This is a genomic window from Rhizobium sp. A37_96, assembly GCF_053521765.1.
On the sequence record NZ_JBNWDS010000006.1, the window covers coordinates 1 to 25,902 of the forward strand.

A 25,902-nucleotide genomic window follows, 5' to 3' on the forward strand; every position below is an offset into this window, starting at 1 on the left:
GTGCATGATGATGCCGATCGGCCTTGTCGCCATGAGTTCTTCCTCCCGTAAATAACTATATAGTTACATAACTGACATGGCTGAGCAACGCTGTCAACGGCCCATCATCAATGGCCGCAGCGACAGTCGGGCGCGATCGCTGAACTTAAAGCTTCGGAGGTTTAAGGGCGCAGATAGGCGAAGATCACATCGACGATATGCTCGCCCCAGGCGTCGATTTCGGCCTTGTCGGAAAGATTGCGCCGGAAGATCGTCGACAGTGTCCAGCGGTTCGTCAGGAAGAACGAGCCGAGTGCCGCAATGCTCATGTAGATCTTGACCGGATCACAGTCCTTACGGAACACGCCCGTTGCGGCGCCGCGATCGAGCAGGCCGGAAATTTCGGCGACCAGCGGCGAATGGAGCTCGAAAATACGCGCCGAACGCTTCAGAAAGCGCGCCTTGTGCATGTTTTCCGTGCTGAGAATCCCGAGGAATTCGGGATGATCCAGAAAATACTGCCAGGTGAAGACGACCAGCTCGCGCATGCCCTCGGCAGGCGAGCGGTGAGAGAGATCGAGCCTCGCCTCCGCTGAACGAATGGCGATGTAGCTGCCTTCCAAAACAGCGACATAGAGCGCGTCCTTGCCGCCGAAATAGTGGTAGAGCATCCGCTTGTTGATCTTGGCGCGCTCGGCTATCGCATCGACGCGTGCGCCGCCATAGCCGCGCTCGGCAAATTCCTTGGTTGCGGCAGCGAGAATCGCCTTGCTGGTCCGTTCCGCATCCCTGAGACGGGGCCGTTCCGGGGCTGCGCGCGCGGAGGTTTTTTCTGCATTCGCGAGATCTGCACTCTTTGCACTGCGCTTCACGGTTTTGACTTCCGACATCATCGCTCCCGGCGGCATTTCCAAAGGCTTATGCAGCCTTCCCAAAGTCGATAAGTAACCGATCATCGCATAAGTTGACAGCCCCGGGTAAAACGAGGGGCATAGTAACCATATGGTTATATCGATTTAAATGTGGATATGGCAGGATTGGCCCCCCGAAACCCTGCTTGCCGCTCCCGCCGGAAGCCGTTTGGATCGGTAGTCCCAATAGACCGGGACATTGCGCTAACCTTGCTTTCCGACTCGATCCGGCCCTAAAGAGCAATAGGCAAGCGGCACCGGAAAACCATGGCAGAAAAGCAAATTGCAATCATAGGCGGCGGGCCCGCGGGGCTGATGGCGGCAGAGACCTTGTCCCTGCGCGGCCATCGCATCACGGTCTACGACAGCATGCCGACAGTCGCACGCAAATTTCTGCTGGCGGGAAAATCCGGTCTCAACATCACGCATTCGGAAGACTACGGCCTCTTTGCCGGTCGCTTCGGCGCGGCCTCGGCGCGATTGCGCGCGGCGCTTGATGGCTTCAGACCCGACGATGTCAGGGCGTGGGCCGAAGGACTGGGAACCGAAACCTTCGTGGGCTCCTCCGGCCGCGTGTTCCCAAAAGCAATGAAGGCGTCTCCGCTTCTCCGAGCATGGCTTGCGAGGCTGGAGGCGCAAGGCGTCGGCATCCTGACGCGGCATCGCTGGCGCGGCTTCGATGATCGCCGGCTGGTCTTCGAGACACCACAAGGGCGCGAGGTTGCCCGATACGACGCCGTTTTGCTCGCACTCGGCGGTGCAAGCTATGCCCGGCTCGGCTCGGATGCCGCATGGGTAAGCCGGCTTCGCGACAAGGAGATCGATATCGCCGCGTTCCAGCCGGCCAATTGCGGTTTCGATGTCACCTGGAGCGCGGCATTCAGCGAGCGTTTTGCCGGCGAGCCCCTTAAAGCCGTGACGGCGACATCGCCAGCAGGAACCTTCCCCGGCGAATTCGTCGTCTCGAAAACGGGGATCGAGGGTAGCCTCGTCTATTCGCATGCCGCCTCGCTGCGCGACCGTTTGGCGACAAGGGGAGAGGCATCCCTCATTGTCGATCTGGCACCGGGGCGAAGTGTGGAACGCCTGGCAAGCGACCTCGCACGGCAGGATCCCAAGGCCAGCTTTTCCAATCGCCTGCGCAAGGGCGCCGGCATCGAGGGCGTCAAAGCCGGTCTGCTGCGCGAGCTTGCAGATCCCGCCTCTCTCTCGCACCCGGATCGCCTTGCGGGCCTGATCAAAGCCTTGCCCATTCCATTGCTCAGACCAAGGCCGATCGCCGAGGCTATTTCGTCTGCCGGCGGCATCCGTTGGGACGAGCTCGACGACGGATACATGCTGAAGAAGCTCCCCGGCATATTTGCTGCCGGAGAGATGATCGATTGGGAGGCGCCGACCGGCGGCTACCTCCTGACGGCCTGCCTTGCGACGGGGCGCGCCGCAGCCAAGGGCGTGGATAGCTGGCTGAAGGATCGCTGATCTCGGCCCGAAGCTCGGGCGGTCAGCCGATCCGGCCTTGCTCCATCAGCCATGCAACCGATTCCTGAACGGCCTGCAGCGACGTATAGCGGGGCCGGTAACCGAGCAGCCGCTCGGCCTTGGCAATCGAGCAATTCGGACTTCTGGCTATATGTTCCCAGGTTGCCTGCGCGTCCTCCGGCGCCTGGTCTTCCGCCCAGGTCTCATAGGGCATGAATTCCAGCTTAGGCTCATGACCGAACCAGCGCGACATGGCCTCGGCATAGCCTCTGAGCGTCAGCGCACCGCTTGAAACCGCATGGAAAGCCTCCCCCGTCGAAGTCCGCCAGTTGGCAATCGCGCCCGTGAACATTTGTGCGACGTCATCCGCGTGGACATGATGAACCGTCTCCAGACCGAAATTCGGCAGCACGAGCGTTTCACCGCGCGCCAATGTCGAGAAGGCCGACAGATTGAAATGCCCGGCCGGATTAAGGGGTGCCCAGCCCGGACCGACGATATGGCCGGGATGGATGAGGGTTGCCGGAAATCCGCTGCGATGGGCTTCCTCCAGCAGATGCGCTTCGATGTCGGCCTTCTGGATGCCGTATTCGCCAAACGGCCGCTTCGGCGCCTCCTCCAGCGTCGGAACGATGGCGGAAAAGCCATGCGTCCAAATTGTACCCGTGTGCAGGAAATGGCCGACGTGACCGATAAGCGTCTCCGTCAGATGCCGTGCACTGTCGAGCGTGAAGCAGATCATGTCTATGACGATATCCGGCTTCAATGCACGGACGGCCGGACCGAAGCTGCCATCCTTCTCCATCGCGGCGCGATCCATCGCCAATGTCTCGACGTCGTTCCAGGCCTTGTTTGGCAAATAGGGTTTTGCCTGTCCGCGGCTGATTGCCACGACGTCATGTCCCGCCTCGACCAGCCGCGGCACAAGATAGGTGCCGACATGGCCGGTCGCACCGATAACCACTACGCGCGCCATAACATCCTCCCAACGATCGGGATCGAGATCGAACTCGACCGCGAACAAATTTTACGAAATGATCTGACGGTGAGAATAGTAGAGCGAGCGGCTTTGTCACCACCCAACGGGAGGAAGCGTCAACGTCCTCATGGTTGCCCGGCGGCGCGCTACTTCGATGCCGCCGGCTCCTCGGCCTTATCCTCCGAGCGGATATAGACCTGCAGCGTGTAGCCGATATGCTCGGTCATCAGCGCCTTGGCGCGTTCCATGTCACGATCGAGCGCTGCTTCCATCAGGGCGGTGTGATGCTCGATCGCCATGGCATCCTGCAGGGCTGCGGCCGCCTTTTCATAGCCTATGGAAAGGCCCGCCGCGGCGCGCTGCGTCGGCGCCAGGCCGAGAAAGCGATGATGACGCCGGAGCTGGTCGGTGATGGTGGATTGGAAACGCAGGAGCCAGTTCGAGGTTGCCGCGCTCACCAGGGCAGCATGAAAGGCGGTATGCTTCTCGTCCCATTCGTCCGCCATTTCCTCGGAGGCGGAATCGGGCGCGATCTTGCAGCGCGACAGGCGGTAATGCGCCGTTACGACCGCCGATTCCCAATCCGGGCCGCCTTTCTCGATCGATTCCATGAGCAGCGGCAGCTCGACGAACATGCGGGCTCGCGTCAGATCCTCCAGTTCGGCGCGCGATACCGGAGCAACCGCAAAGCCGCGATTGCTGATCGCAGTGACAAGCTTTTCCGCCTCCAATCGCGACAGCGCCTCGCGCAACGGGGTCCAGCCGACACCATAGGCGTCCCGAAGGGCGCTGAGCCGCAAGGACGCGCCGGGCCGCAGCCTGGTATTGAGGATGTCGCGTCGCAAGAGCCAATAAGCTGCTTCCGTTTTACTCAAGGCGTCCTTGTCCTGCATGTGGGCTTCCCAATCCTCCCCGAGCTTAAATTATATATAAAATCGCTGTAGCGGGAAATTATATATTAAAGCTCCTCCCGGTGAATATCATATATCACAAATTGACAGGCTTGCAGTAGTCGCTATGATCCCTCCCCAAGAGAGCCTGGGGAACATGGCTCCTTGTGACATTCGGGAGGAAAACATGCGCAGATCTATGTCTAAATGGCTGTCCGGCCTCGTCGTCGCCAGCGCCTTCGCAGCAAGCGTCGCCACGGCATCGGCCGAGCCCATCAAGATCGCAATCGCCAATTTCGGCGAACATCCGCAGCTCAACGCTTCGATTGCCGGCTTCAAGAAGGCGCTAGCCGACAATGGCTTCGTCGAAGGCAAGGACGTCGTCTACTCGGAAAGCAACACCAGCTTCGACGCCTCGCTCGTCCCGCAGATGATCGCCAAGCTGCAGTCCGAACATCCGAAACTGATGTATACGGTCACGACGCCGGTGTCGCAGATCGCCAAGAAGGCGCTCGCCGGCTCCGGTATCCCGATCGTCTTTACGGCTGTGACCGATCCGGTCGCCGCCAAGCTCGTTCCCTCCTGGGACGCAGGCGACGTCGGCATTACCGGTTCGAGCGATCTGCAGGATATCTCCGCCATCCTGACCTTCACCAAGAAGCTGTTTCCGAACGCCAAGCGCATCGGCGTGCCCTACAATCCAGGCGAGGCCAACGACGTCGCGCTGATCGACAAGGTCAAGGCGGCCGCTCCGGCTGCCGGCTTCGAAGTCGTGCCCGTCGGCGTCGACAACGTCAACGACATCCAGCAGCGCATCGCGTCGCTCGCCGGCAAGGCAGACGTGATCTACACGCCCGCTTCGAACCTGCTGCAGCCGGCGATCCCCGCCGTTGCCGCCGCCGCCCGCCAGGCGCAGATCCCGATCGTCAACTCCGACGACGCTGCCGTTCGCAACGGCGTCGTACCGGCAAGCTTTGCCGTCAACTACGAGCAGGTTGGCGAGAATGCCGGCAAGATCGCCGCGCAGATCCTCAAGGGCGCCGATCCCAAGACGATCAAGCCAGCACTTCCGGCCTATGAGGACCATGCGCCGCTGATCAACAAGACCGTGCTGAAGGCCTTCGGTGCCGAAGTGCCGGCATCGCTTGCCGATTGCAATTGTTTCACAAAGTGATCGGCGGCATCGTCTAGGGATCAATCCGATCCCATGGCGGCGTCAAGGGCGCCGCCATTTCATAACCCTATACTGCAGGGGAGGCACGGATGCTGGATATCAAATCCGCGCGCAAGGTTTTCTACAGAGGCCAGCCCGACGAAAAGATCGCGCTGAACGGCCTGACGCTCTCCCTCAAGACAGGCGAATTCGGCGTCGTCATCGGCTCGAACGGTGCGGGCAAAAGCAGCATGCTCAACGCGATTTCCGGCGCTCTCAGCCTGGATTCAGGCCAGATCCTCATCAACGGCAACGACGTCACGAACATGCCGGTCCACAAGCGCGCCGCGCGCCTGGCCCGCGTGTTCCAGGATCCGATGAAGGGAACCGCCGCCAGCATGACGGTCGGCGAGAACATGCTACTGGCGGAACTGCGCGGCAAGACGCGGGGATTTCGGCCCGGGCTGAACGCCGCCCGTCTCGCCGCCTACAAGGACCGCCTTTCCGTTCTCGGACTGGGTCTCGAGAACCGGCTGGACACCAAGGTGGAACTGCTTTCGGGTGGCCAGCGCCAATCGCTGTCCCTCATCATGGCGGTCGGCGGTTCGCCCGACGTGCTGCTGCTCGATGAACACACGGCCGCGCTCGATCCGCGCACCGCCGATATCGTCATGCAGGCGACGGTTCGCACCGTCGAGGCCCTGAAGCTGACGACATTGATGGTGACGCACAACATGCAGCATGCGGTCGATTTCGGCGACAGCATCATCATGCTCGATGCCGGCCGCGTCCATCTGGAAATTTCCGGCGAAGGCAAGCAGCGCATCACCGTGCCCGAGCTGATCGGCCATTTCTCCGTCAAGACCGACCGAATGCTGCTGGTGAGCTGACATCATGATGGATTTCATTCAGACAACCGTTTCGAGCTTCATCTCGCTGATCCCGGTCACGCTCGCGCAGAGCTTCATTCTGAGCTTCGTCGTCCTCGGCATCATGATTCCCTTCCGGATGCTGAGCTTTCCGGATCTGACCAGCGAAGGCGCCTTTCCACTCGGCGGCTGCGTCTGCGGCATATTGCTCGCCGCCGGGGTCGCCCCGCCGCTCGCCATCATCGCGGCCTTCGTCGTCGGCCTCGCCGCCGGCTGCTGCACCGCCTTCATCCACCTGCGGTTCCGCATCCACACGCTGCTTGCCGGCATTCTGATGTCGACCATGCTTTACAGCATCAATCTCGCCATCATGGGCAAGTCGAACCTGTCCGTCTTCGGCTCTCCGACCGTCTTTGACTGGGTGCCGTTCACAGAGGCCGGCTTTCCCGCCAGCAAGATCGTCATTGCCGGCCTGATCGCCCTTATCGTCCTCATCGCCCTCAACCTCTATTTCAAGACGGAGAAGGGCACGGCCATGCGCGCCGTCGGCTCCAATCCCGACATGGCCGAGGCACAGGGCATCAATGTCTGGGCCGCCACCATCGGCGGCGTCGGTATCGCCAGCGCCTTTTCTGCCGCGGGCGGCGCCCTGATGGTCCAATCGCAGGGTTTTGCCGACGTCAACATGGGCATCGGCATCCTCATCAACGGCCTTGCCGCGCTGATGATCGGTGAAGCCTTCACCGGCAAGCAGACAGTGCTGCGGCAGTTGCTCGCCCCCTTCGTCGGCTCGATCATCTACTATCAGCTTGTGTCGCTCTGCCTTGCCGCCGGCATGCCGCCGCCGAACCTGAAGCTCGCCACCGGCCTTTTCGTGCTCATCATGCTGGCGCTGCCAAGCATCCGCCGCAGCCGTGGCGGAGCAGCGACCAGAGAAACCATTCGCGAATAAGTTCAAGAGGCAAGAACATCATGAATAGCCTACCCGATCTCGCGGCCGTTGAGGCCATGGACGAGACAGATCCTCTGCGCGCTTTCCGCAGCCGCTTTACCCTGCCGTCCGATGTCATCTATCTCGACGGCAATTCGCTCGGCGCAGCCTCGCAGGAGGTTTTTGCCGAAGTGCGCCAGGCCGCCATGGAGGAATGGGGCAACGGCCTGATCCGCAGCTGGAACAGCGCCGGATGGTTCCACCTGCCGGTCGAGCTCGGCGACCGCATCGGCCGCCTGATCGGCGCCGCCGAAGGCCAGACCGTGGTCACCGATTCCACATCGATCAATATCTACAAGACCCTGCATGCGGCTCTTGCGATGAGGCCCGGCCGCAACGTCATCGTCGCCGAGGGCGACAGTTTCCCGACCGACCTCTACATGGCGGAAGGGGTCGTTTCGACGCGCCCCGACCTGACACTCCGCCTTGAGGGCCGCGATGCCGATACCGTGGAGGAGCTGATCGACGACAGCGTTGCCGTCGTTCTCGTCAATCACGTCAACTACAAGAGCGGCGAGCTGCGCGACATGGCCGCGCTGACAAAGCGCATCCAGGCAGCCGGTGCGCTTGTCATCTGGGATCTGTGCCACAGCGCTGGCGCCCTGCCGGTGGATCTCGACGGCGCCGGCGCCGATTTCGCGGTCGGCTGCACCTACAAATATCTGAATGGCGGCCCCGGCGCGCCTGCCTTCATCTATGCGGCAAAGCGCCATCACGCGTCGATCACGCAACCGCTCAGCGGCTGGTGGAGCCATGCCCGTCCCTTCGCTTTCGAACGCAGCTTTGACGGTGAAGCCGGCATCAGGCGCTTCCTTTGCGGCACGCAGCCGATCCTGTCCTTGCGGGCACTGAGAGGCGCCTTGTCCATCTGGGAAGACGTGGACATGAACGCCCTGCGCCAGAAGAGCATCGCGCTCACCGAGCTTTTCATCCGGCTCGTCGAAGCCAAGTGTGGTCAATATGGCGTCGAACTGGAGACGACCCGCGACAGCGAAAAGCGCGGCAGTCAGGTCTCCTTCAAGCACGGCAATGGCTACGAGATCATGCAGGCGCTGATCGAACGCGGCGTCATCGGCGACTTCCGGGCACCTTCGACATTGCGCTTCGGCTTTACGCCGCTCTATGTCGGCTATCGCGACGTCTGGCAAGCCGCAACCGTGCTGGAAGAGATCCTGAGCAGCGGATCGTGGAAGGAGCCACGCTTCGCCGTGCGCTCGGCCGTGACCTGATCCACGGGTATCGGCAGGCAGAAGGAGGGAGCCGGGCATGAGCTATTTCAAAGTCACCGATTGGGAAAGCGCTTATACCAACAGCGCCTATATCGTCGACGGCGATCGTTGGCCGTCGGCCTGGGCGGAGCCGGCCCAGGCCTTCCGCGACAGGATGACGGCGGCCGGACGCGCGCGGCTCGACCTCGCCTACGGCCCGGCCGAACGCAATCGCTTCGATCTTTTTCTGCCCGAAGCACAGCCAAAGGGCCTCGTAGTTTTTATCCATGGCGGCTACTGGCTGCAGCTCGACAAAAGCTACTCGTCTCACTTCGCCGCCGGCTCGATTGCCGCCGGCTATGCGGTGGCGGTCCCGTCCTACACGCTCTGCCCGGAAAACCGCGTCGGCGGAATTGCCCGAGAAATTGCAGCGGCGATCACGGCAGCGGCCGAGCTGGTGGGCGGGCCCATCGTCTTGACGGGACATTCCGCCGGCGGCCAGCTTGCCGCCCGCATGATGACGACAACCTCGCCACTGGGCGAAGTCATCCTCAAGCGCGTCCGTCATGTCCTCGCCATCTCCGGCGTGCATGATCTGCGCCCCATCATGAGGCGCAAGATGAACGAGGATCTTCGCATCGACGCCGAGGAAGCAAGGAGCGAAAGTCCGGTCTTGCTCGAACCGGTCGACAGCATTCGCCTTACCTGCTGGGTCGGCGGCGCGGAGCGTGCCGAATTCGTCCGACAGAACGCGGCGCTCGCCAATATCTGGACCGGGCTCGGCGCCGCGACGGAAGTGGTGGTCGAGCCGGACAAGCATCACTATTCGATTCTGGACGGCCTCGAGGACTCCACGCATTCGCTGACGCGAACCCTGCTCGCGGAATAGAGATTTTGCAATCGCACCAGGAATAGGCCCTCGACGCGTTCCTTGCGCCGAGGGCCTTGTTTCGTCAGGCGTTGACGGGCTCGTTCATCGCCCAGGCGACGCCGAACGGATCGCGAAGCTGGCCCCAGCGATCGCCCCAGAACATCACCTGCGGCTCGACGACGACTTCAGCTCCGGCATCGACCGCACGCTTCCACCAGCCGTCGAGGTCATCGACGACAAGCTGCATGGTGAAGGACTGCGGCTTTTCCAACGCGTGGCCGTACTCCGGAAAAGCATCGCCAAGCATGACCGAGCTGCCATTGATATAGAGGTGGACGTGCATGGTGCGGCCTTTTTCATCGACCGGGAACGTGAAGGCCTCTTCCGCGCCGAAGGCGCGCTTGTAGAATTCGGCCGCCTTCACGGCTCCATCCACCGTCAGATAAGCCACCACCCCACCGTGAACGGGTACACGGGGCTGCTGGGATTGCGACTGTTCTGTTGCATCGGTCATGTTCGTCTCCTTGGGAACGTGTCACGTTTCGCGCCCTTCATGATGGGCTGCCCCAAGGACGTTGGTCGATCATGAATCCCGACAACGGGAACCGAATTTTTCGATTATTTTTGCGCCGCTGCGCGCTCAGCCTTTTGGCGCATCATCCATGCATCGGCTTTCGCGCGCGCAGAGCCTGCGTGGGATAGGCTTCGCTGAGAATGCGGGCCAGAGCGTCCTCGCGCGGCATTGGCCGACCGAGCAGGAAACCCTGTCCCTCGTCATAGCCTTCAGCACGCAATTTCGCCAGCTGCCCCTCCGTCTCGATGCCTTCGGCCAATGTCACGGCCTTGAAACCGGACGCGATGCCGACCACGGCCCGGACGATCGCGAGATTGCCGGGATCCGCGTCCATGCCGGCAACGAAGCTGCGGTCGAGCTTGATCTTGTCGAAGGAAAAGGAGCGCAGATAGCTAAGCGACGAATAGCCGGTGCCGAAATCATCGATGGCGATGCGGATGCCGAGCTCCTTCAGGGCACGCAGCAGCGACAGGCTTTGCTCGACCTCTGAGAGCAGGATGGATTCCGTGACCTCGATCTCAAGACGCCCGGGGCAAAGACCGGTTTCATCCAGCGCCGAGACGACGGTGGAGAGCAGGCTCGCATGACGGAACTGATAGACGGACAGGTTGATCGCGACCTTCAGGTTTCCCGGCCACTCCCGCGCAGTCCGGCAGGCTTCCCGCAGCACCCAGTCGCCGATCGCCACGATCATTCCCGTCTCCTCGGCAACGGGAATGAACTCGGCTGGCGCAATCAGGCCCCGTTTGGGATGGCGCCAGCGGATCAGCGCTTCGAAACCGGAGAGAGCATCTGAGTCCAGCCGGACGATCGGCTGATAGTGGAGTTCGAATTCATTCTTCTGCAGGGCTTCGCGAAGCTCCAGCGTGAGCTGGTGGCGCCGTTCCGCCTCGAGCCGCATTTCGGTCTGGTAGAAACGGTAGGTGGACCGGCCGCTGCCCTTGGCCGCGTAAAGCGCGAGATCCGCATCCCTCATCAGGACATCGGCATCGCTGCCGTGCTCCGGCGCCATGGCGATACCGATGCTGCAGGTCACATGCTCGCGGACGCCATCGAGATCGAAGGGGGCGGAAAGCGACAGCAGCAGCAAATCGGCAAAACGACGGGCTCGCCCGGCATCCGTCATCCGCAGCACAAGCGCGAATTCGTCGCCGCCCAGGCGCGCGACCAGATCGCTCTTCTCCGCAAGCTGCTGAAGGCGCTCGGCGACCTGGCGCAGAAGCGCGTCGCCTGCGGCATGACCCTTGCTGTCATTGATGTGCTTGAAATGATCGACATCGATGTAGAGTAGCGCAATCGGCTTTTCCGGAGTCGCGGCGGCCACCTGCCGCACGATGCTTTCGGAGAAGAAGGCGCGGTTGGGGAGGCCGGTCAGGGAATCGTGCATGGCAAGATGCGCAAGTCTCGCCTCGACGCTGCGCTCCTCGGTCACATCCTGGGAGATACCGAGAACGTAGCGCAGCGCTTGGCCCGTCGGTGCGGGAAGCGCCCGCTTTGCCGTCTTCAGGATACGCGTGGCTCCATCCACCGTCAGGATGGTTTCCTCAAAGTAAACGGTTGCAGCGGTCTCGAAGGCAAGCTTGTCCTGCTCGCGGAAAATCGCCGTCTGCTCGCGGGAGAACACGGCTTTGTCCGACTTGCCGATGACATCCTGCGCCGCCTGCCCGACGATGCCGCCGCATGCCTCGTTGAACAGGATATAGCGGCCATCCTTCTCCATATCCTTGACGAAGACGCCCACGGGGAGGTTGTCGACGATGCTGTCGAGCAGCGACTGGGTTGCATCGACCTGCCGTTGCGCCGCATTGACCTCGGTGCGGTCCTGCACGATCGCGAGGATCGCCACCTTGCCGTCGAAGCGGATCTCGCGCCCGTAGGTCAAGACCTCGATCGTCCGGCCATCGGCCTTCAGATGCGTCCAGCGTTGCGCCGTCTCCATGTCGGTACGGTGATGCAACGCGTCGAGCATGCGTTCACGCTCCCCGGATGGCCGGATGTCGAGCACGGTCATCACATCGAAATCGGCGTGACTGTAGCCATAAAGATCACGCGCGGCGTCATTGACGATCAGAAACCTCAGACTTTGCGGATCATAGACCCACATCGGCGACGGATGTGTTTTGAAAAGCGACCGAAAATCGTCGTTCGGGGCGTCGAGCCAAACGGAATTCATGGACAGGTCGACCTTGCCAATTCGAGTTGAGAGATCAGCGAATTGGACATTGATAGATGAGAAAACTAAATAAAATCAAAATTGTAACAAGGTTAAACTTTAGGCAAAAGCCTACGGAATATGCAGTAGGCTTCATTGTGTCTAAAGGGCCACGATCTTGAACGACAGCGCGCACCACGAGGTTCAAAGCCCGGCCTTGCCGATTGCGTGAAGGACGCCATGCAACTCGCCGAGCCCCTTCAAGCGACCGATGAGGGAATAGCCGGGATTGGTCAGCTTATCGATGTCGTCGCCGATGAGATGTCCGTGGTCTGGCCGCATCGGGATCAGATGATCGCCGCGCCCCTCGTTGCGACGCCGCGCCTCTTCGGCAAGCAATGTGCGCAGGATGGCGTATATGTCGCTTCGCCCCTCCAGATGCGCAGCTTCCACGAACGACCCGTCCGGTTCGATCGCCACGTCGCGCAGATGCGCGAAGTTGATGCGCGAAGCGAATTCGCGCGCCATCGCCAGGACATCATTGTCGGCGCGGGATCCGAGCGAGCCGACGCAGAGCGTCAAGCCGTTGGCCGGATGGTCGATGCTCCCGAGGATGCGGCGAAGATCCGCCGCCGTCGAAACGACGCGCGGCAGGCCGAAAAGCGAAAGGGGCGGATCGTCGGGATGGATCGCGAGCCTGGCGCCAAGCTCCGCCGCCACCGGCACGACCTCCCGCAGGAAGGCATCGAGACTGGCCTGAAGATCGTCTTCGGTCATTCCGTCAAAGAGGGCTATGGCGGATCGGATGGCTTCACGGCCATAGCTGTCCTCGCCGCCGGGAAGGCCGGCGATGATATTGTTCTCCAGCCGCTGCGCGGCCTCCGGCGTCAACCCCGCCAGCCTCGCCTCGGCACGCCGCACCAGCTTAGGTGCATAGTCTTCCTCGGCTCCTTTCCTGCGCAGGACGAAAACATCGTAGGCGACGAACTCCGCCATGTCGAAACGCAGGGCAAGCGCAGTGGTCGGCATTTCGAAGCGCAGATCCGTCCGCGTCCAGTCCACCACGGGCATGAAATTGTAGCAGATGGTCTCGATGCCGGAGCGAGCCAGATTGGCCAGGCTGTCCTTCCAGACGTCGATCGCCGCTTTGGCGCCCGCTCCCCCGAGCTTGATGGCGCTTGGAACCGGGATCGATTCACACACGCTCCAGCGCAATCCCGCCGCCTCCACCAGCGCCTTTCGCGCCTCGATCTCGCCCGGCGTCCAGGCGCGCGCATAGGAAACCTCATGGAGCGCCGTGACGATGCCGGTCGCCCCGGCCTGACGGGCGTGCTGGAGCGGAACGAGATCTTTCGGGCCAAACCAGCGCCAGCAGCTTTCCATGAGAACATCTCCTCTATTTGTCGGTCAAAATATCGCTGAATAGCGAAATGTCTATCCTGTAGCCGCGCTTGACATGCCTTATTGACCAACAATATGCTTTCGACAGTGGAGGAACAATGGTGGTGGAGACCGCTGATATCGACGATAAGGGTTCGGCGGTCGATCAGGTGGTCGATGCGCTGCGGCGGCTGATGCGCGAGCGCAATCTCGGGCTGGGAGACGCCCTGCCCTCGGAAGCGGACCTTGCCTCCATGTTCAATTCAAGCCGAAATACCGTCCGCGAAGCGATCCGTATCCTGAAGGCCTATGGCGTCGTGGAAAGCCGCCAGAAGGTCGGCGCGGTCATCACGGATCGCCGCCAGCAGGCGTTGATGGAGCTCTTCTCCTTCGCCATCGACATCTCGGCCGAGAATTTTCTCGATATCCAGGGATTCCGTCGTCTCATCGAGATCAATCTCAGCGATCTTTTGTTCGAAACTGTCGACGAAGCAGGGATCGCGACACTGAATTCGATCAACGACCAGATGAAATCCGCGCCGGAATTGGCCAAGGCCGCAGAACTTGATTTCAGGTTTCACGCCGCCCTCGTGGGCTTTGCCGGCAATCAGACCCTGTCACAAGTCTATGGCATTCTGCAGCCATTGTTGCAGAGGCTCATGGAGGCGGGAAAACGCTCCCGCGAGGCCGTTGACAGCGCCTATAATGACCATCGCGATATCATCGGGGCGTTGGAACAACGCGATCGAATCGCCTACGCCTATCACATGAACCGTCATCTGCAGGCAGGCCTGCAATTCATCGCGCCAAAGGCTGTTTGAGACATCCATTTCATAACGGACACATGACATGAAAAGACAGACGCTCGACACCGGCTGGACCATTTCGCGCCTTCGTGCGCCCTCCACCGCACCGGCCCTGCCCAATTCGATCCAGGCCGCCGTGCCGGGCAACGTGCATCTCGACCTGATGGCGGCCCAGCTGATTACCGATCCCTATCTCGACGTCAACGAGATCTCGCAGGATTGGATCGGCCGCTCCGCCTGGCGCTATCGCCTGGCCTTCGACTGGGACGGCGAGGACGCCGAGCGCACCGATCTCTCCTGCCTCGGCCTCGATACGGCCGCACGCCTGGAACTGAACGGCACACTCCTTGGCGAAACCCGCAACATGCACCGGAGCTACCGCTTCGCGATCGAAGAGCATCTGAAAAGCGGCCGCAACGAATTGATCGTCGATTTTCAATCGGCCTACGAGCATGGCGAGGACGTGCGCAAACAGCTCGGCACCGCCGCCGATATCCCCCAGAATTATCCCGGCCCGAGCAACCTCATCCGTAAGATGGCCTGCAATTTCGGCTGGGATTGGGGTCCGAGTGTCGTCACCTCGGGCATCTGGAAACCGATCGCCGTCGAGAGCTGGTCGAAGGCACGCCTTGGAACCATCCGCCCGGAAATCACGCTGCAGGGCAGCCAGGGCGTGGCGCGCCTGCATGTCGAGATCGAATGGGCGGAGAAGGGCACGGATAGCGTGGCGCTGGTCTTGTCCGTCGGCGGCAAGCGCGCGGAGGTTCGCGTCGCCCAGGGAGAGACCCATGCGCTGATCGAATGCCGCATCGACAATCCGCAGGTCTGGTGGCCGCATGGCATGGGCGGTCAGCCGCTTTACGATCTCGACCTGCAGCTCCTCGGCTCGGACGGTGCAGCACTCGACGGCTGGAAACGCCGCGTCGGATTCCGTTCCGTACGGCTCGATACGACGCCGGATGAGATCGGCTCGGCCTTCACGCTCGTCGTCAACGACGTGCCGGTCTTTGCCCGCGGCGCCAACTGGATCCCCGACGATTGCTTCCTGCCGCGCGTGACGCGCGAGCGCTATCGCGACAGGATCGCCCAGGCCCGCGATGCCAACATGAACATGCTGCGCGTCTGGGGCGGCGGTATCTACGAGACCGATACGTTCTACGAAGAGTGCGATGCCGCCGGCATCATGGTCTGGCAGGATTTCCTGTTTGCCTGCGCCACCTATCCCGAAGAGGAACCTGTCTACAGCGAGATCGAGGCGGAAGCGCGCGAAGCGATCACGAGGCTCATGCCCTACGCCTCGCTGGTCATCTGGAACGGCAACAACGAGAATATCTGGGGCTATTTCGACTGGGGCTGGCAGGATGTGCTCGGCAATCGACCCTGGGGGGCCGGCTACTATCTCGATCTCCTGCCGAAGCTGGTGGCCGAGATCGATCCGACGCGGCCCTATTGGGCGGGCAGCCCCTATTCCGGCTCCATGGAAATCGCGCCGAACGCGGACGAGCATGGCTGCAAGCATATATGGGATGTCTGGAACGAGGTCGGTTACGAGACCTACCGCAACTATATCCCCCGCTTCTGCTCCGAATTCGGATGGCAGGCGCCGCCGACCTTCGCAACGCTCGCCCAGTCCATTCGCGAGAAGGACCGGGCCGCGGCCTCGCCGGGCGTGCTGCACCATCAGAAGGCAACCAGCGGCAACGACAAGCTGCTGATGGGGCTGGAAGGCTGGTTCCCCCACCCGCAAAATTTCGACGACTGGCTGTTCGTCACGCAGCTCAACCAGGCGCGGGCGATCAGCTTCGGCATCGACCACATGCGCTCGCATCGCCCCACCTGCATGGGAACCATCGTCTGGCAGCTCAACGACTGCTGGCCCGTCACCTCCTGGGCCGCCATCGACGGTGCCGGCAGGAAGAAGCCGCTCTGGTATGCCTTGAAGCATAGCTACGCGCCGCATCTCCTGACCATCCAGCCGCGCGGCGATGGCCTGGCTGCCGTTGCGGTCAATGACGCAACGCTGTTCTGGCGCGTGCCCTTCACCGTCGAACGCTTCGATTTCAACGGCACGCTGCTTGCCCGTCACCACGTCTGGCGCATTCTGTGCGATCGCTTCGAAAATACCGATATCGATATCCCGGCCGATGTCGCGACACCGGCCGATCCGCGCCGGGAATTCCTGCGCGCCCGCCTCGGCGATGCCGAAGCCTGGTGGTTCTTCGAGAAGGATATGAAGCTGCAATATCCGCAGCCTCGCTTCGACGTCGAGAGTGCCCAGACGACGGACGGGATCACGGTCACCATCACGGCGCAGTCTTTCCTGCGCGATCTCTGCCTGTTCGTCGACCGGATCGGCCCGAATGCCGAAGTCGACGACATGCTGGTCAATCTCGCGCCCGGCGAAAGCAGGACCTTCAGGATAAGAGGCATCTCCAAGGAGGCCTTCGACGATGCCGATCTTCGAACCGTCGTGCGAACGGCCAATCAGGTCGCCGAGCCTCCACATCACTGAAAACGAGGATCGCTTCGCACAGGATATCCGGCGCATCGCGCCGGATCGGCCCTCATATCTACAGTAAACCGTTACGAAAGATTGCGGGCGGGAATGGCGTGATGCCTCCTATGATCGGGCGTCGCCTTGTGATCTAGTGCCACTTTATCCGATCCATGAATCAGCGAGACACGGCTTATGTCCTCGGACTCCCATCGCAGCTTTCAGACGCCTCGTCGCGAAGAACTCGGTCTTATCACGCTTGGCAATAGCGTCGGTCTTTCGGCATCGGTGTTGCCGAACGGCACGCTGTTTGCCATCGACTTCGCCGACCAGCAGGGCGGCATCATGATCAATCAGGTGCTCGGCTCGCCTGTTTATGGCGGGATCGGCAGGCTCTACCTGCGCGTCGGCGGGACAAAGCCGACGACGGCCGAAATCGTCGGTCCGAAGGCTGCGGTGCGTTTTGGCCACGGCGATGGCGGTTTCTCCTGGAGCGGAGAGACGGCCGGTATCAAACATACGGTCAGCCTGCGGCTGCATCCGAGCCAGACCGTGTGGTTCTGGCAGGTCTCGCTGGAAAACAGCACCAGTGCGACGCTTTCCGCCGATCTCGTTCTCATCCAGGATGTCGGTCTCGGCGATCGCGGATTCCTGATGAACAGCGAAGCCTACGCCTCGCAATATATCGATCATCACATTGCCGGCCATGCCGCCTTCGGTCCCGTGGTGATGAACCGCCAGAACCTCAAACAGGGTGGCGGGCGAAATCCATGGCTCGCGCAAGGCTGCCTCGAGGGTGCCGCGGCCTATGCGACCGACGCCATCCAGCTCGTCGTGCCGTCCAAGGGCGGCGACGGCGTCATGGTGCCGGCTTTTGGCAACGATCTCCCGAGCTTACGCCGCCAGCACGAGGTCGCCTGCCCGGCTATCCAGTCAAAACCGCTTTCGCTGGCGCCGAGCGCGGCTGCCAGCGCCACTTTCTTCGGCCTTTTCATCGCCGATCATCCGGCGGCCTCCAGCGATGCCGATCTCGCCCGTCTCGATGCCTTGTCGAAGCTTCAGAGCGAGCTGGCGGCAGACACGATATCAGCCGCAGAGCCGGCGCGCAGTCTCGTGCAGGACGCACCTCTTGCCGAGAGCGAAGAGCTCGATAAAGCAACCGTCGCTGCGCTCTACCCCGAGCGCATGCTGGAAGAGCATGCCGATGGAAAACTGCTGTCCTTCTTCGTGCCGGACGGGGCGCACAACAGGCATATTGTGCTCCGCGAAAAGGAGCGGCTGGTGGCCCGCCGTCACGGCGCCATCGTCCGCAGCGGGCAGAATATGCTGCTCGATGACCAGACCCTGGCCGCGACCTGCTGGATGCAAGGCATCTTTGCCGCACAGCTGACCATCGGCAATACATCGTTCCACAAGCTGTTCTCCGTCTCGCGCGACCCCTACAATCTGACGCGGGCAAGCGGCCTGCGCATTCTCGTCGATCTCGGCGATGGCTGGCGCCTGCTCGGCGTGCCCGCGGCATTCGAGATGGGTCTTAACGACACGCGTTGGATTTACCGGCTTTCCGGCCGCACCGTCTCGGTCTCTGCCGTCGCATCCGGCGACGATCCGGCCATGCAGTGGAGCGTGTCGGTCGAAGGAGCCGCCTGCCGCTTTCTCGTGTTCGGGCATATCGTGCTCGGCGAGCGCGACTACGAAGCGGTGGCAAACATTGCAGTCGATACGGCGGCCAAGCGCCTCTCCTTCCGGCCGCAGCCGTCCTGGCTCTGGGACCGCTATCCGAAGGCCGGTTATCACCTGGTCACCTCGACGCCGGATGCGTTCGAGGCCTTTGGCGGCGACGAACTGCTCTATAGCGATGGCATCGCCCGCAACGGCCCGTTCATCGCGCTGAAATCGCATCCGACCAGGGACTTGCGCTTTGCCGTCACCGGCTCGATGACCGATCCGGATGCGGCCGAAGCCTTTGCCTCGCGCTACAGCGCCGGTGTCGAAAGCGAAGAGATGCTCGCGCCGGCGCGACGCTTCTGGAGCCACGTAACGCGCGGCGCGCATGTCGAGGGCGATGGTCGCGATGTCGCGGCACAGGCGGTCATGCTGCCCTGGATCGCACATGACGCCATCGTCCACCTGAGCGTGCCGCATGGGCTGGAGCAATATACGGGGGCCGCGTGGGGAACGCGCGACGTCTGCCAGGGACCGATCGAATTCCTGCTGGCCTACGAACATGACGACGAGGTCCGGCAGATCCTGAGCACGCTCTTTTCCGAGCAGTATCGGGATCGTGGCGACTGGCCGCAATGGTTCATGCTGGAACCCTACGCCAACATCCGCGCCGGCGAGGCGCATGGCGATATCGTCGTCTGGCCGCTCAAGGCACTCTGCGATTACATCGAGGCGACCGGCGACATCACCTTCCTAGCCAAAAGGGTGCCGTGGCGTGCCGACGACACCATGCAGCAGACCTCGGAGCATGCGACGATCTCCGATCACGTCGAAAAGCTGCTGGAGACCGTGCGCAGCCGCTTCGTACCCGGCACGAGCCTGATCCGCTATGGCGAGGGCGACTGGAACGACAGCCTGCAGCCGGCCGATCCGCACCTGCGCGACTGGATGGTCAGCAGCTGGACGGTGTCGCTGCTTTATGAGCAGCTGGTGCGCTACGCCGGCATCCTCACGCTCGCCAGCCGCAATGAAGAGGCACAGTCACTTCAGGCAACCGCCGTTGCCATGCGCGCCGACTTCAACCGGCTCCTGATGCGCGACGGCATCGTCGCCGGCTACGGCGTCTTCGATCCGAGCCATGACGGCGTCGAACTGCTGCTGCATCCCGAGGACACGCGGACCGGCCTGCATTACTCGCTGATTGCGATGACCCAGCCCATGATCGGTGGCCTGTTTACGCCCGATCAGCGCCACGCCCACATGAAGATCATTCGCGAGAACCTGCTGTTCCCGGATGGCGTGCGGCTGATGGAAAAGCCGGCGACCTATTCCGGCGGCCCGGAAAAGCTCTTCCGCCGTGCCGAATCCTCGTCTTTCTTCGGTCGCGAGATCGGGCTCATGTATGTGCATGCGCATCTGCGCTACTGCGAGGCGCTGGCCCTCGACAACGACGCGGAAGCCGTATGGCAGGCCTTGGCGCTCGCCAACCCGATCGCCGTCAGCGGGCGAGTGGAGCATGCGTCGCTTCGTCAGCGCAACACCTATTTCAGCAGCAGCGATGCGGCCTTTGACGACCGTTATCATGCCTCTTCGGACTGGGGACGCGTCAAAGCCGGCGATATTGCCGTCGATGGCGGCTGGCGGATCTATTCAAGCGGCCCCGGCCTCTACACCAAGAGCCTGATCGGCAATATTTTCGGCTTCAAGCGGCAGTTCGGCCAGCGCATCCGCAAGCCGCTGTTGCCGGCCTCGATCGGCGCCTGCGAGGTCAAGCTGGACTTCAAGGCCTGAACCATTCACATGCGCAAGGGAGCCGCCGAAGCGGCTCCCTTGTCTACAGGGTCTATTGGATCGTGAGCGTCAAGCCGCTTCATCCCAGACAGGCGCCAGACCGTCGGGGCTGACTATGCGCCCGCCCGGCTGTGCAAGAGCGTGGGTTGCAGCCATCTCATCCTGCGAAAGCGCGAAGTCGAAGATGGCGGCGTTTTCCGCCGCACGGCTTTCGGATACGGTCTTGGACAGGACGATCAGCCCCTGCTGAACGATCCAGCGCAGAACGACCTGGGCGATCGACTTGCCATGCAGGTTTGCGATCTCCTTCAGCACCGCGTCCGAAAGCACCTTGCCATCGGCCATGGCGTAATAGGCAGTCACCGACATGCCGAGGCTGGCGGCGGTTTCGATGACGACCGACTGGTCGAGATAGGGATGATATTCGACCTGGTTGGTGACCAGGGGCAGATCACTGAGCCGGGCAGCCTCCCGCATCAAGGCCTGGTTGAAATTGGAAACGCCGATGTGGCGGACCTTGCCTGCCTTTGCCACCTCATTCAGAGCGCCGATCTGCTCGGCAAGCGGCACGCCGTCGTTCGGCCAATGCAGAAGCAGGAGATCGACATGGTCGGTCTTCAGCTTCCTGAGGCTTTCATCCACCGACGCGATGAAAGCGCCGTGCCGATAGTTTTCGACCCAGACCTTCGTGGTCAGGAACAGGTCGCCGCGGGCGATGCCCGAACGGATGATGCCGTCACCTACTTCGGCCTCATTGCCATAGATCTGCGCGGTATCGATATGGCGATAGCCGTTGCCGAGAACATGCGCGACCATGCGCTCCGTGTCGGGGCCTGGCATGCGGAACGTGCCGAAGCCGAGCGAGGGAATGGATGCGCCGTTAGCGCTGACGATTTGCATGAATGATCCTTTCGATTGCAAAGGTTGGTCAGGCGGCGCAGGAGACGGCCTGTGCCGCGGAAGACGAGCGGCGGTCGAGAGCGCCGCTCCAGAGGGTTAGCACCAGGGCCGCGACGACCAGGATCGCACCGACCCAGGGCGTGGCGCCAAGGCCAAGAGAGGATTCGACCACCAACCCACCGATCCAGGCGCCTGCGGCGATGCCGAGATTGAAGGCGGCGATGTTCAGTGCCGAGGCGACATCGACGGCGGCGGGGCGAACCTGGCGCGCAAGCTGAACGACATAGAGCTGCAGCCCGGGTACGTTGGCAAAGGACAGGAAGCCGAGGGCGGCGAGCGTCGGGAGGGTCAGCCACGGCGAGACGGCCGTGAAGCTGAACAGTACGAGCACGAGAGCCTGGGCGGCGAACAGCCACGTCAGCGCACGAACCGGATTGCCGTTGGCGAGACGTCCGCCGACGATATTGCCGATGGCAATGGCGATACCGTAGAGCACCAGGATCAGGCTGACGGCGGAGGCGGCAAAGCCGGTCACTTCCTGCAGGATCGACGCCAGGAAAGTGAAGGCGACGAAGGTTCCGCCATAGCCGAGCGCCGTCATGGCAAAGACAATAAGCAAGCGCCCGCTCGCAAGCACGCGGGTCTGCTCACCGATGCTCGCCGGCGGAGCCTTCTTCAGGTTGGAGGGCAGAAGCAGGGCAATTCCGGCAAAGGCAATGATGCCGAGTCCTGCGACGGCTGCGAACGTCGCGCGCCAACCGAAGGTCTGGCCGATAAAGGTGCCGAGGGGAACGCCGGTGACGATAGCGACGGTCAGGCCCATGAACATCATGGCGATCGCGGAAGCACGGCGATTTTCCGGGACGAGATCGGCAGCGATGGTGGAGCCGACCGAGAAGAACACGCCGTGGGCAAAGGCCGAGAGCACGCGCGCGACGAGCAGCGGAGCATAACCCGGGCTGAGGGCCGCCATGCCGTTGCCGACGATGAACAGCGCCATGAGGCCGAGCAACAGCGGCTTGCGCTCGATGCGGCCCGTGAGCGCCGTCAGGATCGGCGCGCCGAAGGTGACGCCCAGCGCATAGACGCTGACGATGAGGCCGGCGAGCGGCAGGTTGATATGAAGATCGTTCGCCACGGTGGGCAGCAGACCGACGATGACGAATTCCGTTGTTCCGATCGCATAGGCCGCGATCGTCAAGGCAAACAAAGCGAGAGGCATGAGATCACCCGATCAAATGGCACCCGGCGGCGCCGGATACACCAGTTCTTGTTCGGAGCAGAATATGGCGCCGCGACATTCAATCGATAATCGGCTATATAAACGCAACACTTGTGAATTGAATTCAAAACGTGAGCTGAAACATGGACAATCGCGCCGGCGAGATGGATGTCTTCGTTCAGGTGGCCACACTGAGGAGCTTCTCGGCGGCCGGCCGCAAGCTGCGCCTTTCGCCCTCGGCCGTCAGCAAACTCGTCACCCGGCTGGAGGAGCGGCTTGGCACCCGTCTTCTGGTCCGCACCACCCGTTCGCTGCAATTGACGCCTGAAGGAGAAATCTATCTCGAAAAGGCGCGGGCGATCCTCGCCGATATTCACGAGGCGGAGCGGATCGTAGCCGCCGGGGGCGCCATGGTGCCGCGCGGCCTGCTGCGCGTCAGCGCCTCCGTCGCCTTCGGAGTCCACTCGATCGTGCCGATCATTCCTGATTTTCTGGAGCGCTATCCCGAGATCCAACTCGACATATCCCTCACCGACAGCGTCATCGATATCGTCGGCGAGCGCGCGGATGTCGCCATCCGCGCCGGCGCCTTGCGGGACAGTTCGCTCAAGGCCCGCAAGCTGATGGAAAGCCGCCGCGTCATCGTCGCGTCCCCTTCCTATGCTGAACGAAACGGCTTGCCGGCAACGCCGGACGAACTGGACCAGCACAATTGCCTGACCTTCAACTTCCGCCCGACCGCGGAGGGCTGGCCCTTTCGCGATCCACAGAGCGGCGCCCATTTCATGAGAACCGTGCAAGGGAACTTCCAGGCCAATAACGGGCCGACGGTTCGCAGCCTCTGTGTCGCGGGCGTGGGCCTTGCCCGTATCGGTCAATTCCACGTCCAGCCGGATATCGACGCCGGCAGGCTCGTGACGGTTCTCGAAGACTTCAACCCGGAAGATATCGAGCACGTTCACGCCGTTTACGCCGGCCATGAGCATCTGGCCGCCCGCATCCGCGCCTTTATCGACTTTCTGGTTAACCGAATCGGATAGAAGTGGCCGGAAATTCAAAGGCCGGAGGCGGATTTGGAAACAGCGCTCTATCTCCCGATCAAGTCATTTCTCGAAGCCGCCGGCTATACCGTGAAGGGCGAGATCGGCGGCTGCGACCTCGTGGGATTGAATGCTGGCGAGCCACCCGTCGTCGTCATTTGCGAGCTGAAGATGAGCTTCAATCTCGAGCTGATCCTGCAGGCCGTGGATCGTGCCGCAGCCAGCGACGAGGTCTGGATTGCCGCTCGCGTCTCGGCAAAAGGCAAGGGACGCGAGGGCGATCGCCGTTTCCGCGACCTCTGCCGCCGGCTGGGCTTCGGCATGCTGGGCGTATCGGACAATGACCTCGTCGACGTCATCGTCAGCCCCGTCTCGCCGATGCCGCGCAAAAATGCACGGCGCCGATCACGCCTTGTTGAAGAACATCGCCGGCGCAAGGGCGACCCGGCGCTGGGCGGCAGTACCCGCAAGCCGATCATGACCGCGTACCGGCAACAGGCGCTTGCATGCGCGGCGGCGATCGAGAATGGTATCCAGCGCCCCAAGGACATGCGGGCCGCAGCGCCGAAGGCCCCGCAAATTCTGAGAGATAACGTCTATGGCTGGTTTGAGCGCATCGACCGCGGCATCTATGCGCTGACGGAGCTCGGCACGGAGGCTCTCAAGAGATGGCCGGCACTGCAAAGCTAAATATGGAAAAATTCCGGCCGATCAACATTAAATTCATGTAATATCTTAATTTTTTGCAATAAAAACATGATCAATATTTAATTTGTAAAAGTCAATTGGCGGATCATATTAACAAACAGCGCCAGTTCGATTTTATACTTTCCTTCCTCCAGTAATGACGGAAAGAAAGGCTCCCGCAACGAATTGACGCGACCCCATTCGACGCCTGTCCCTGAGATGGACAAGACGCCAATTCGCCAACGATCTCGCAAGGGACTTTTGCCATGTCATCTCTTCTCCGCAAACACCGCACTGCCGCCATCGTCGGGGCAGCCATCATTGTCGGCGCGGGCGCATTGCCCTTTGCCTTCAGCACGTCCGCCACCGTCGCCGCTGCCGCCGAACCGGCCGGCATCATAGCGCCCGGCGGCTCCTTCGCCCCCATCGTCGATGCCGACAAACCGGCTGTCGTCACCGTTACCACGACCATGAAGGCAACCGATACGAGCGACGACGGCAGCAATTCGCCGATGGACGAGCAGTTCCGCCAATTCTTCGAAAATCAGGGCATCCCCTTCCCGAAACAGGCGCCGCATCAGCAGCAGAACCAGCGCGCCATGGCGCTCGGCTCCGGCTTCATCATCAGCCCGGATGGCGTGATCGTCACCAACAACCATGTCATCCAGAATGCGGTCGACATCAAGGTAACGCTTGATGACGGCACCGAAGTCCCCGCCAAGCTGCTCGGCGCCGACGCAAAATCCGACCTCGCCGTTCTGAAGATCCAGGCACCAAAGGCGCTTCCGACCATCGCCTGGGGCGACTCCGACAAGCTGAAGCTCGGCGACCAGATCCTGGCGATCGGCAACCCCTTCGGCATCGGCACGACAGTCACCGCCGGCATTGTCTCGGCTCGCGGCCGCGACCTGCATAGTGGCCCCTATGACGACTTCATCCAGATCGACGCCCCGATCAATCACGGCAACTCCGGCGGACCGCTCGTCGATCGTGAAGGCAATGTCGTCGGCATCAACACCGCCATCTATTCGCCGAACGGCGGCAGCGTCGGCGTCGGCTTTGCCATTCCTTCCGACGAGGCCAAGTCCATCGTCGCCAAGCTGGAAAAGAACGGCTCCATCGATCACGGCTATCTCGGCGTCGCGATCCAGCCCGTAACCTCCGATGTCGCCAACGCCGTGGGCCTGTCGCAGGCCGAAGGCGCACTGGTTGCCAGCGTCAACGACGATACGCCGGCCGCCCGGGCCGGTATCAAGAGCGGCGATATCGTGACCGCCGTCGGCAACGAGACGGTCAAGACGCCGAAGGATCTGTCGCGGCTGGTCGCCGATCTCTCTCCCGGCGACAAGCGCTCGGTCACGCTGTGGCGGAACGGCAAGAACGTGGACGTCAGCGTCACCATCGGCGGCAATGACGACAGCAAGCAGGCCGCAAACGACAGCGGCGACGGCAAGGTCCAGCCGTCCAACCAGCCGAGCATCGGCGTCGGTCTCGCCAACCTCACGCCCGATGTCCGCCAACAGCTGAACCTGCCGCACGGCGTCGAGGGTGCCGTCGTTGCCAGCGTCAATCCGGACAAGCCGGCGGCCGCTGCCGGCATCCAGACCGGCGACATCATCGTCTCGGTCAACGATCAGCCGGTACGCAATGCCCATGAGGTCCAGGCGGCCGTCGCCCAGGCCGGCAAGGATGGCCGCAAGTCCGTGCTGCTGCTGATCGAGCGAGATGGCAACAAGACCTTCGTTGCCGTCCCCTTCTCGGCCGCCTAAGAGCCTGAAATGCCCTGCAATCGGCCCGCTTCCTCCGAGGGAGCGGGCCGATTGTCGTTGTATCACCAGCAGGCCCTGCCGCTCGGGCCAAC

General features: G+C 62.0%; 20 protein-coding genes. 12 read left to right on the top strand and 8 right to left on the bottom strand.

Translation table 11 applies throughout. The features are described from left to right. Positions 1 to 161 precede the first annotated feature (161 nt). Positions 162 to 869: a TetR/AcrR family transcriptional regulator gene (locus ACQZ6J_RS17235; RefSeq protein ID WP_163990495.1), complete on the bottom strand. Its 708-nt coding sequence runs from the start codon at positions 867 to 869 to the stop codon at positions 162 to 164. Positions 870 to 1,157: 288 nt separating this feature from the next. Here ACQZ6J_RS17235 and ACQZ6J_RS17240 point away from each other — a divergent pair, with 288 nt between their 5' ends. Then, positions 1,158 to 2,369: a TIGR03862 family flavoprotein gene (locus ACQZ6J_RS17240; RefSeq protein WP_449084972.1), complete on the top strand. Its 1,212-nt coding sequence runs from the start codon at positions 1,158 to 1,160 to the stop codon at positions 2,367 to 2,369. Between the two features lie 22 nt (positions 2,370 to 2,391). Here ACQZ6J_RS17240 and ACQZ6J_RS17245 read toward each other — a convergent pair whose 3' ends face one another. Together ACQZ6J_RS17245 and ACQZ6J_RS17250 are read right to left on the bottom strand one after the other, a co-directional pair. Continuing rightward, positions 2,392 to 3,345 (bottom strand): NAD-dependent epimerase/dehydratase family protein, encoded by a 954-nt coding sequence (locus tag ACQZ6J_RS17245; RefSeq protein ID WP_449084973.1) that lies wholly within the window; start codon positions 3,343 to 3,345, stop codon positions 2,392 to 2,394. 149 nt (positions 3,346 to 3,494) lie between these two features. Then, positions 3,495 to 4,241, bottom strand: coding sequence for a GntR family transcriptional regulator (locus ACQZ6J_RS17250; RefSeq protein WP_163990489.1), 747 nt, complete (start codon positions 4,239 to 4,241; stop codon positions 3,495 to 3,497). 184 nt (positions 4,242 to 4,425) lie between these two features. Here ACQZ6J_RS17250 and ACQZ6J_RS17255 point away from each other — a divergent pair, with 184 nt between their 5' ends. The 5 genes from ACQZ6J_RS17255 to ACQZ6J_RS17275 all read left to right on the top strand — a co-directional run bounded on the left by ACQZ6J_RS17255 (position 4,426) and on the right by ACQZ6J_RS17275 (position 9,348). After that, positions 4,426 to 5,412, top strand: coding sequence for an ABC transporter substrate-binding protein (locus tag ACQZ6J_RS17255; RefSeq protein ID WP_163990487.1), 987 nt, complete (start codon positions 4,426 to 4,428; stop codon positions 5,410 to 5,412). A gap of 89 nt (positions 5,413 to 5,501) precedes the next feature. Continuing rightward, positions 5,502 to 6,281 (top strand): ABC transporter ATP-binding protein, encoded by a 780-nt coding sequence (locus tag ACQZ6J_RS17260; protein WP_163990485.1) that lies wholly within the window; start codon positions 5,502 to 5,504, stop codon positions 6,279 to 6,281. 7 nt (positions 6,282 to 6,288) lie between these two features. Continuing rightward, positions 6,289 to 7,212 carry an ABC transporter permease gene (locus tag ACQZ6J_RS17265; protein ID WP_449085180.1) on the top strand — a complete coding sequence of 308 codons (924 nt, stop codon included), beginning with the start codon at positions 6,289 to 6,291 and terminating at the stop codon, positions 7,210 to 7,212. 20 nt (positions 7,213 to 7,232) lie between these two features. Beyond that, positions 7,233 to 8,480 carry a kynureninase gene (gene kynU / locus ACQZ6J_RS17270; protein WP_449084974.1) on the top strand — a complete coding sequence of 416 codons (1,248 nt, stop codon included), beginning with the start codon at positions 7,233 to 7,235 and terminating at the stop codon, positions 8,478 to 8,480. A gap of 37 nt (positions 8,481 to 8,517) precedes the next feature. Then, positions 8,518 to 9,348 carry an alpha/beta hydrolase gene (locus ACQZ6J_RS17275; protein WP_449084975.1) on the top strand — a complete coding sequence of 277 codons (831 nt, stop codon included), beginning with the start codon at positions 8,518 to 8,520 and terminating at the stop codon, positions 9,346 to 9,348. 64 nt (positions 9,349 to 9,412) lie between these two features. On the opposite strand, the gene ACQZ6J_RS17280 is transcribed toward ACQZ6J_RS17275, so the two are convergent. The 3 genes from ACQZ6J_RS17280 to uxuA all read right to left on the bottom strand — a co-directional run bounded on the left by ACQZ6J_RS17280 (position 9,413) and on the right by uxuA (position 13,439). Beyond that, entirely contained in the window at positions 9,413 to 9,844 is a 432-nt protein-coding gene (locus tag ACQZ6J_RS17280; protein ID WP_449084976.1) for a VOC family protein, read from the bottom strand. A 142-nt stretch (positions 9,845 to 9,986) separates the two neighbouring features. After that, positions 9,987 to 12,077, bottom strand: coding sequence for a putative bifunctional diguanylate cyclase/phosphodiesterase (locus ACQZ6J_RS17285; protein ID WP_449084977.1), 2,091 nt, complete (start codon positions 12,075 to 12,077; stop codon positions 9,987 to 9,989). 183 nt (positions 12,078 to 12,260) lie between these two features. Then, the gene (uxuA, locus tag ACQZ6J_RS17290; protein WP_449084978.1) at positions 12,261 to 13,439 is read right to left on the bottom strand and encodes a mannonate dehydratase; all 1,179 of its coding nucleotides are present in this window, start codon (positions 13,437 to 13,439) and stop codon (positions 12,261 to 12,263) included. Between the two features lie 116 nt (positions 13,440 to 13,555). Here uxuA and ACQZ6J_RS17295 point away from each other — a divergent pair, with 116 nt between their 5' ends. The 3 genes from ACQZ6J_RS17295 (at position 13,556) to ACQZ6J_RS17305 (ending at position 20,192) form a co-directional block, all read left to right on the top strand. Continuing rightward, entirely contained in the window at positions 13,556 to 14,257 is a 702-nt protein-coding gene (locus tag ACQZ6J_RS17295; protein ID WP_449084979.1) for a FadR/GntR family transcriptional regulator, read from the top strand. 28 nt (positions 14,258 to 14,285) lie between these two features. Beyond that, the gene (locus ACQZ6J_RS17300; RefSeq protein WP_449084980.1) at positions 14,286 to 16,754 is read left to right on the top strand and encodes a glycoside hydrolase family 2 protein; all 2,469 of its coding nucleotides are present in this window, start codon (positions 14,286 to 14,288) and stop codon (positions 16,752 to 16,754) included. Between the two features lie 177 nt (positions 16,755 to 16,931). Continuing rightward, positions 16,932 to 20,192 carry a GH36-type glycosyl hydrolase domain-containing protein gene (locus ACQZ6J_RS17305; RefSeq protein ID WP_449084981.1) on the top strand — a complete coding sequence of 1,087 codons (3,261 nt, stop codon included), beginning with the start codon at positions 16,932 to 16,934 and terminating at the stop codon, positions 20,190 to 20,192. Between the two features lie 69 nt (positions 20,193 to 20,261). Here ACQZ6J_RS17305 and ACQZ6J_RS17310 read toward each other — a convergent pair whose 3' ends face one another. Continuing rightward, positions 20,262 to 21,092, bottom strand: coding sequence for an aldo/keto reductase (locus ACQZ6J_RS17310; protein ID WP_449084982.1), 831 nt, complete (start codon positions 21,090 to 21,092; stop codon positions 20,262 to 20,264). A 28-nt stretch (positions 21,093 to 21,120) separates the two neighbouring features. Further along, positions 21,121 to 22,314 carry an MFS transporter gene (locus ACQZ6J_RS17315; RefSeq protein ID WP_449084983.1) on the bottom strand — a complete coding sequence of 398 codons (1,194 nt, stop codon included), beginning with the start codon at positions 22,312 to 22,314 and terminating at the stop codon, positions 21,121 to 21,123. Between the two features lie 143 nt (positions 22,315 to 22,457). On the opposite strand from ACQZ6J_RS17315, the gene ACQZ6J_RS17320 reads away from it, so the two are divergent. From ACQZ6J_RS17320 to ACQZ6J_RS17330, 3 genes are all read left to right on the top strand, one after another. Then, complete coding sequence (locus ACQZ6J_RS17320) at positions 22,458 to 23,354, top strand: LysR family transcriptional regulator (RefSeq protein ID WP_449084984.1); 897 nt, start codon at positions 22,458 to 22,460, stop codon at positions 23,352 to 23,354. A gap of 33 nt (positions 23,355 to 23,387) precedes the next feature. Continuing rightward, entirely contained in the window at positions 23,388 to 24,044 is a 657-nt protein-coding gene (locus tag ACQZ6J_RS17325) for a DUF2161 domain-containing phosphodiesterase (protein ID WP_449084985.1), read from the top strand. Between the two features lie 263 nt (positions 24,045 to 24,307). Further along, positions 24,308 to 25,810, top strand: a complete 1,503-nt coding sequence (locus tag ACQZ6J_RS17330) for a DegQ family serine endoprotease (RefSeq protein ID WP_449084986.1) — start codon at positions 24,308 to 24,310, stop codon at positions 25,808 to 25,810. Positions 25,811 to 25,902 lie beyond the last annotated feature (92 nt).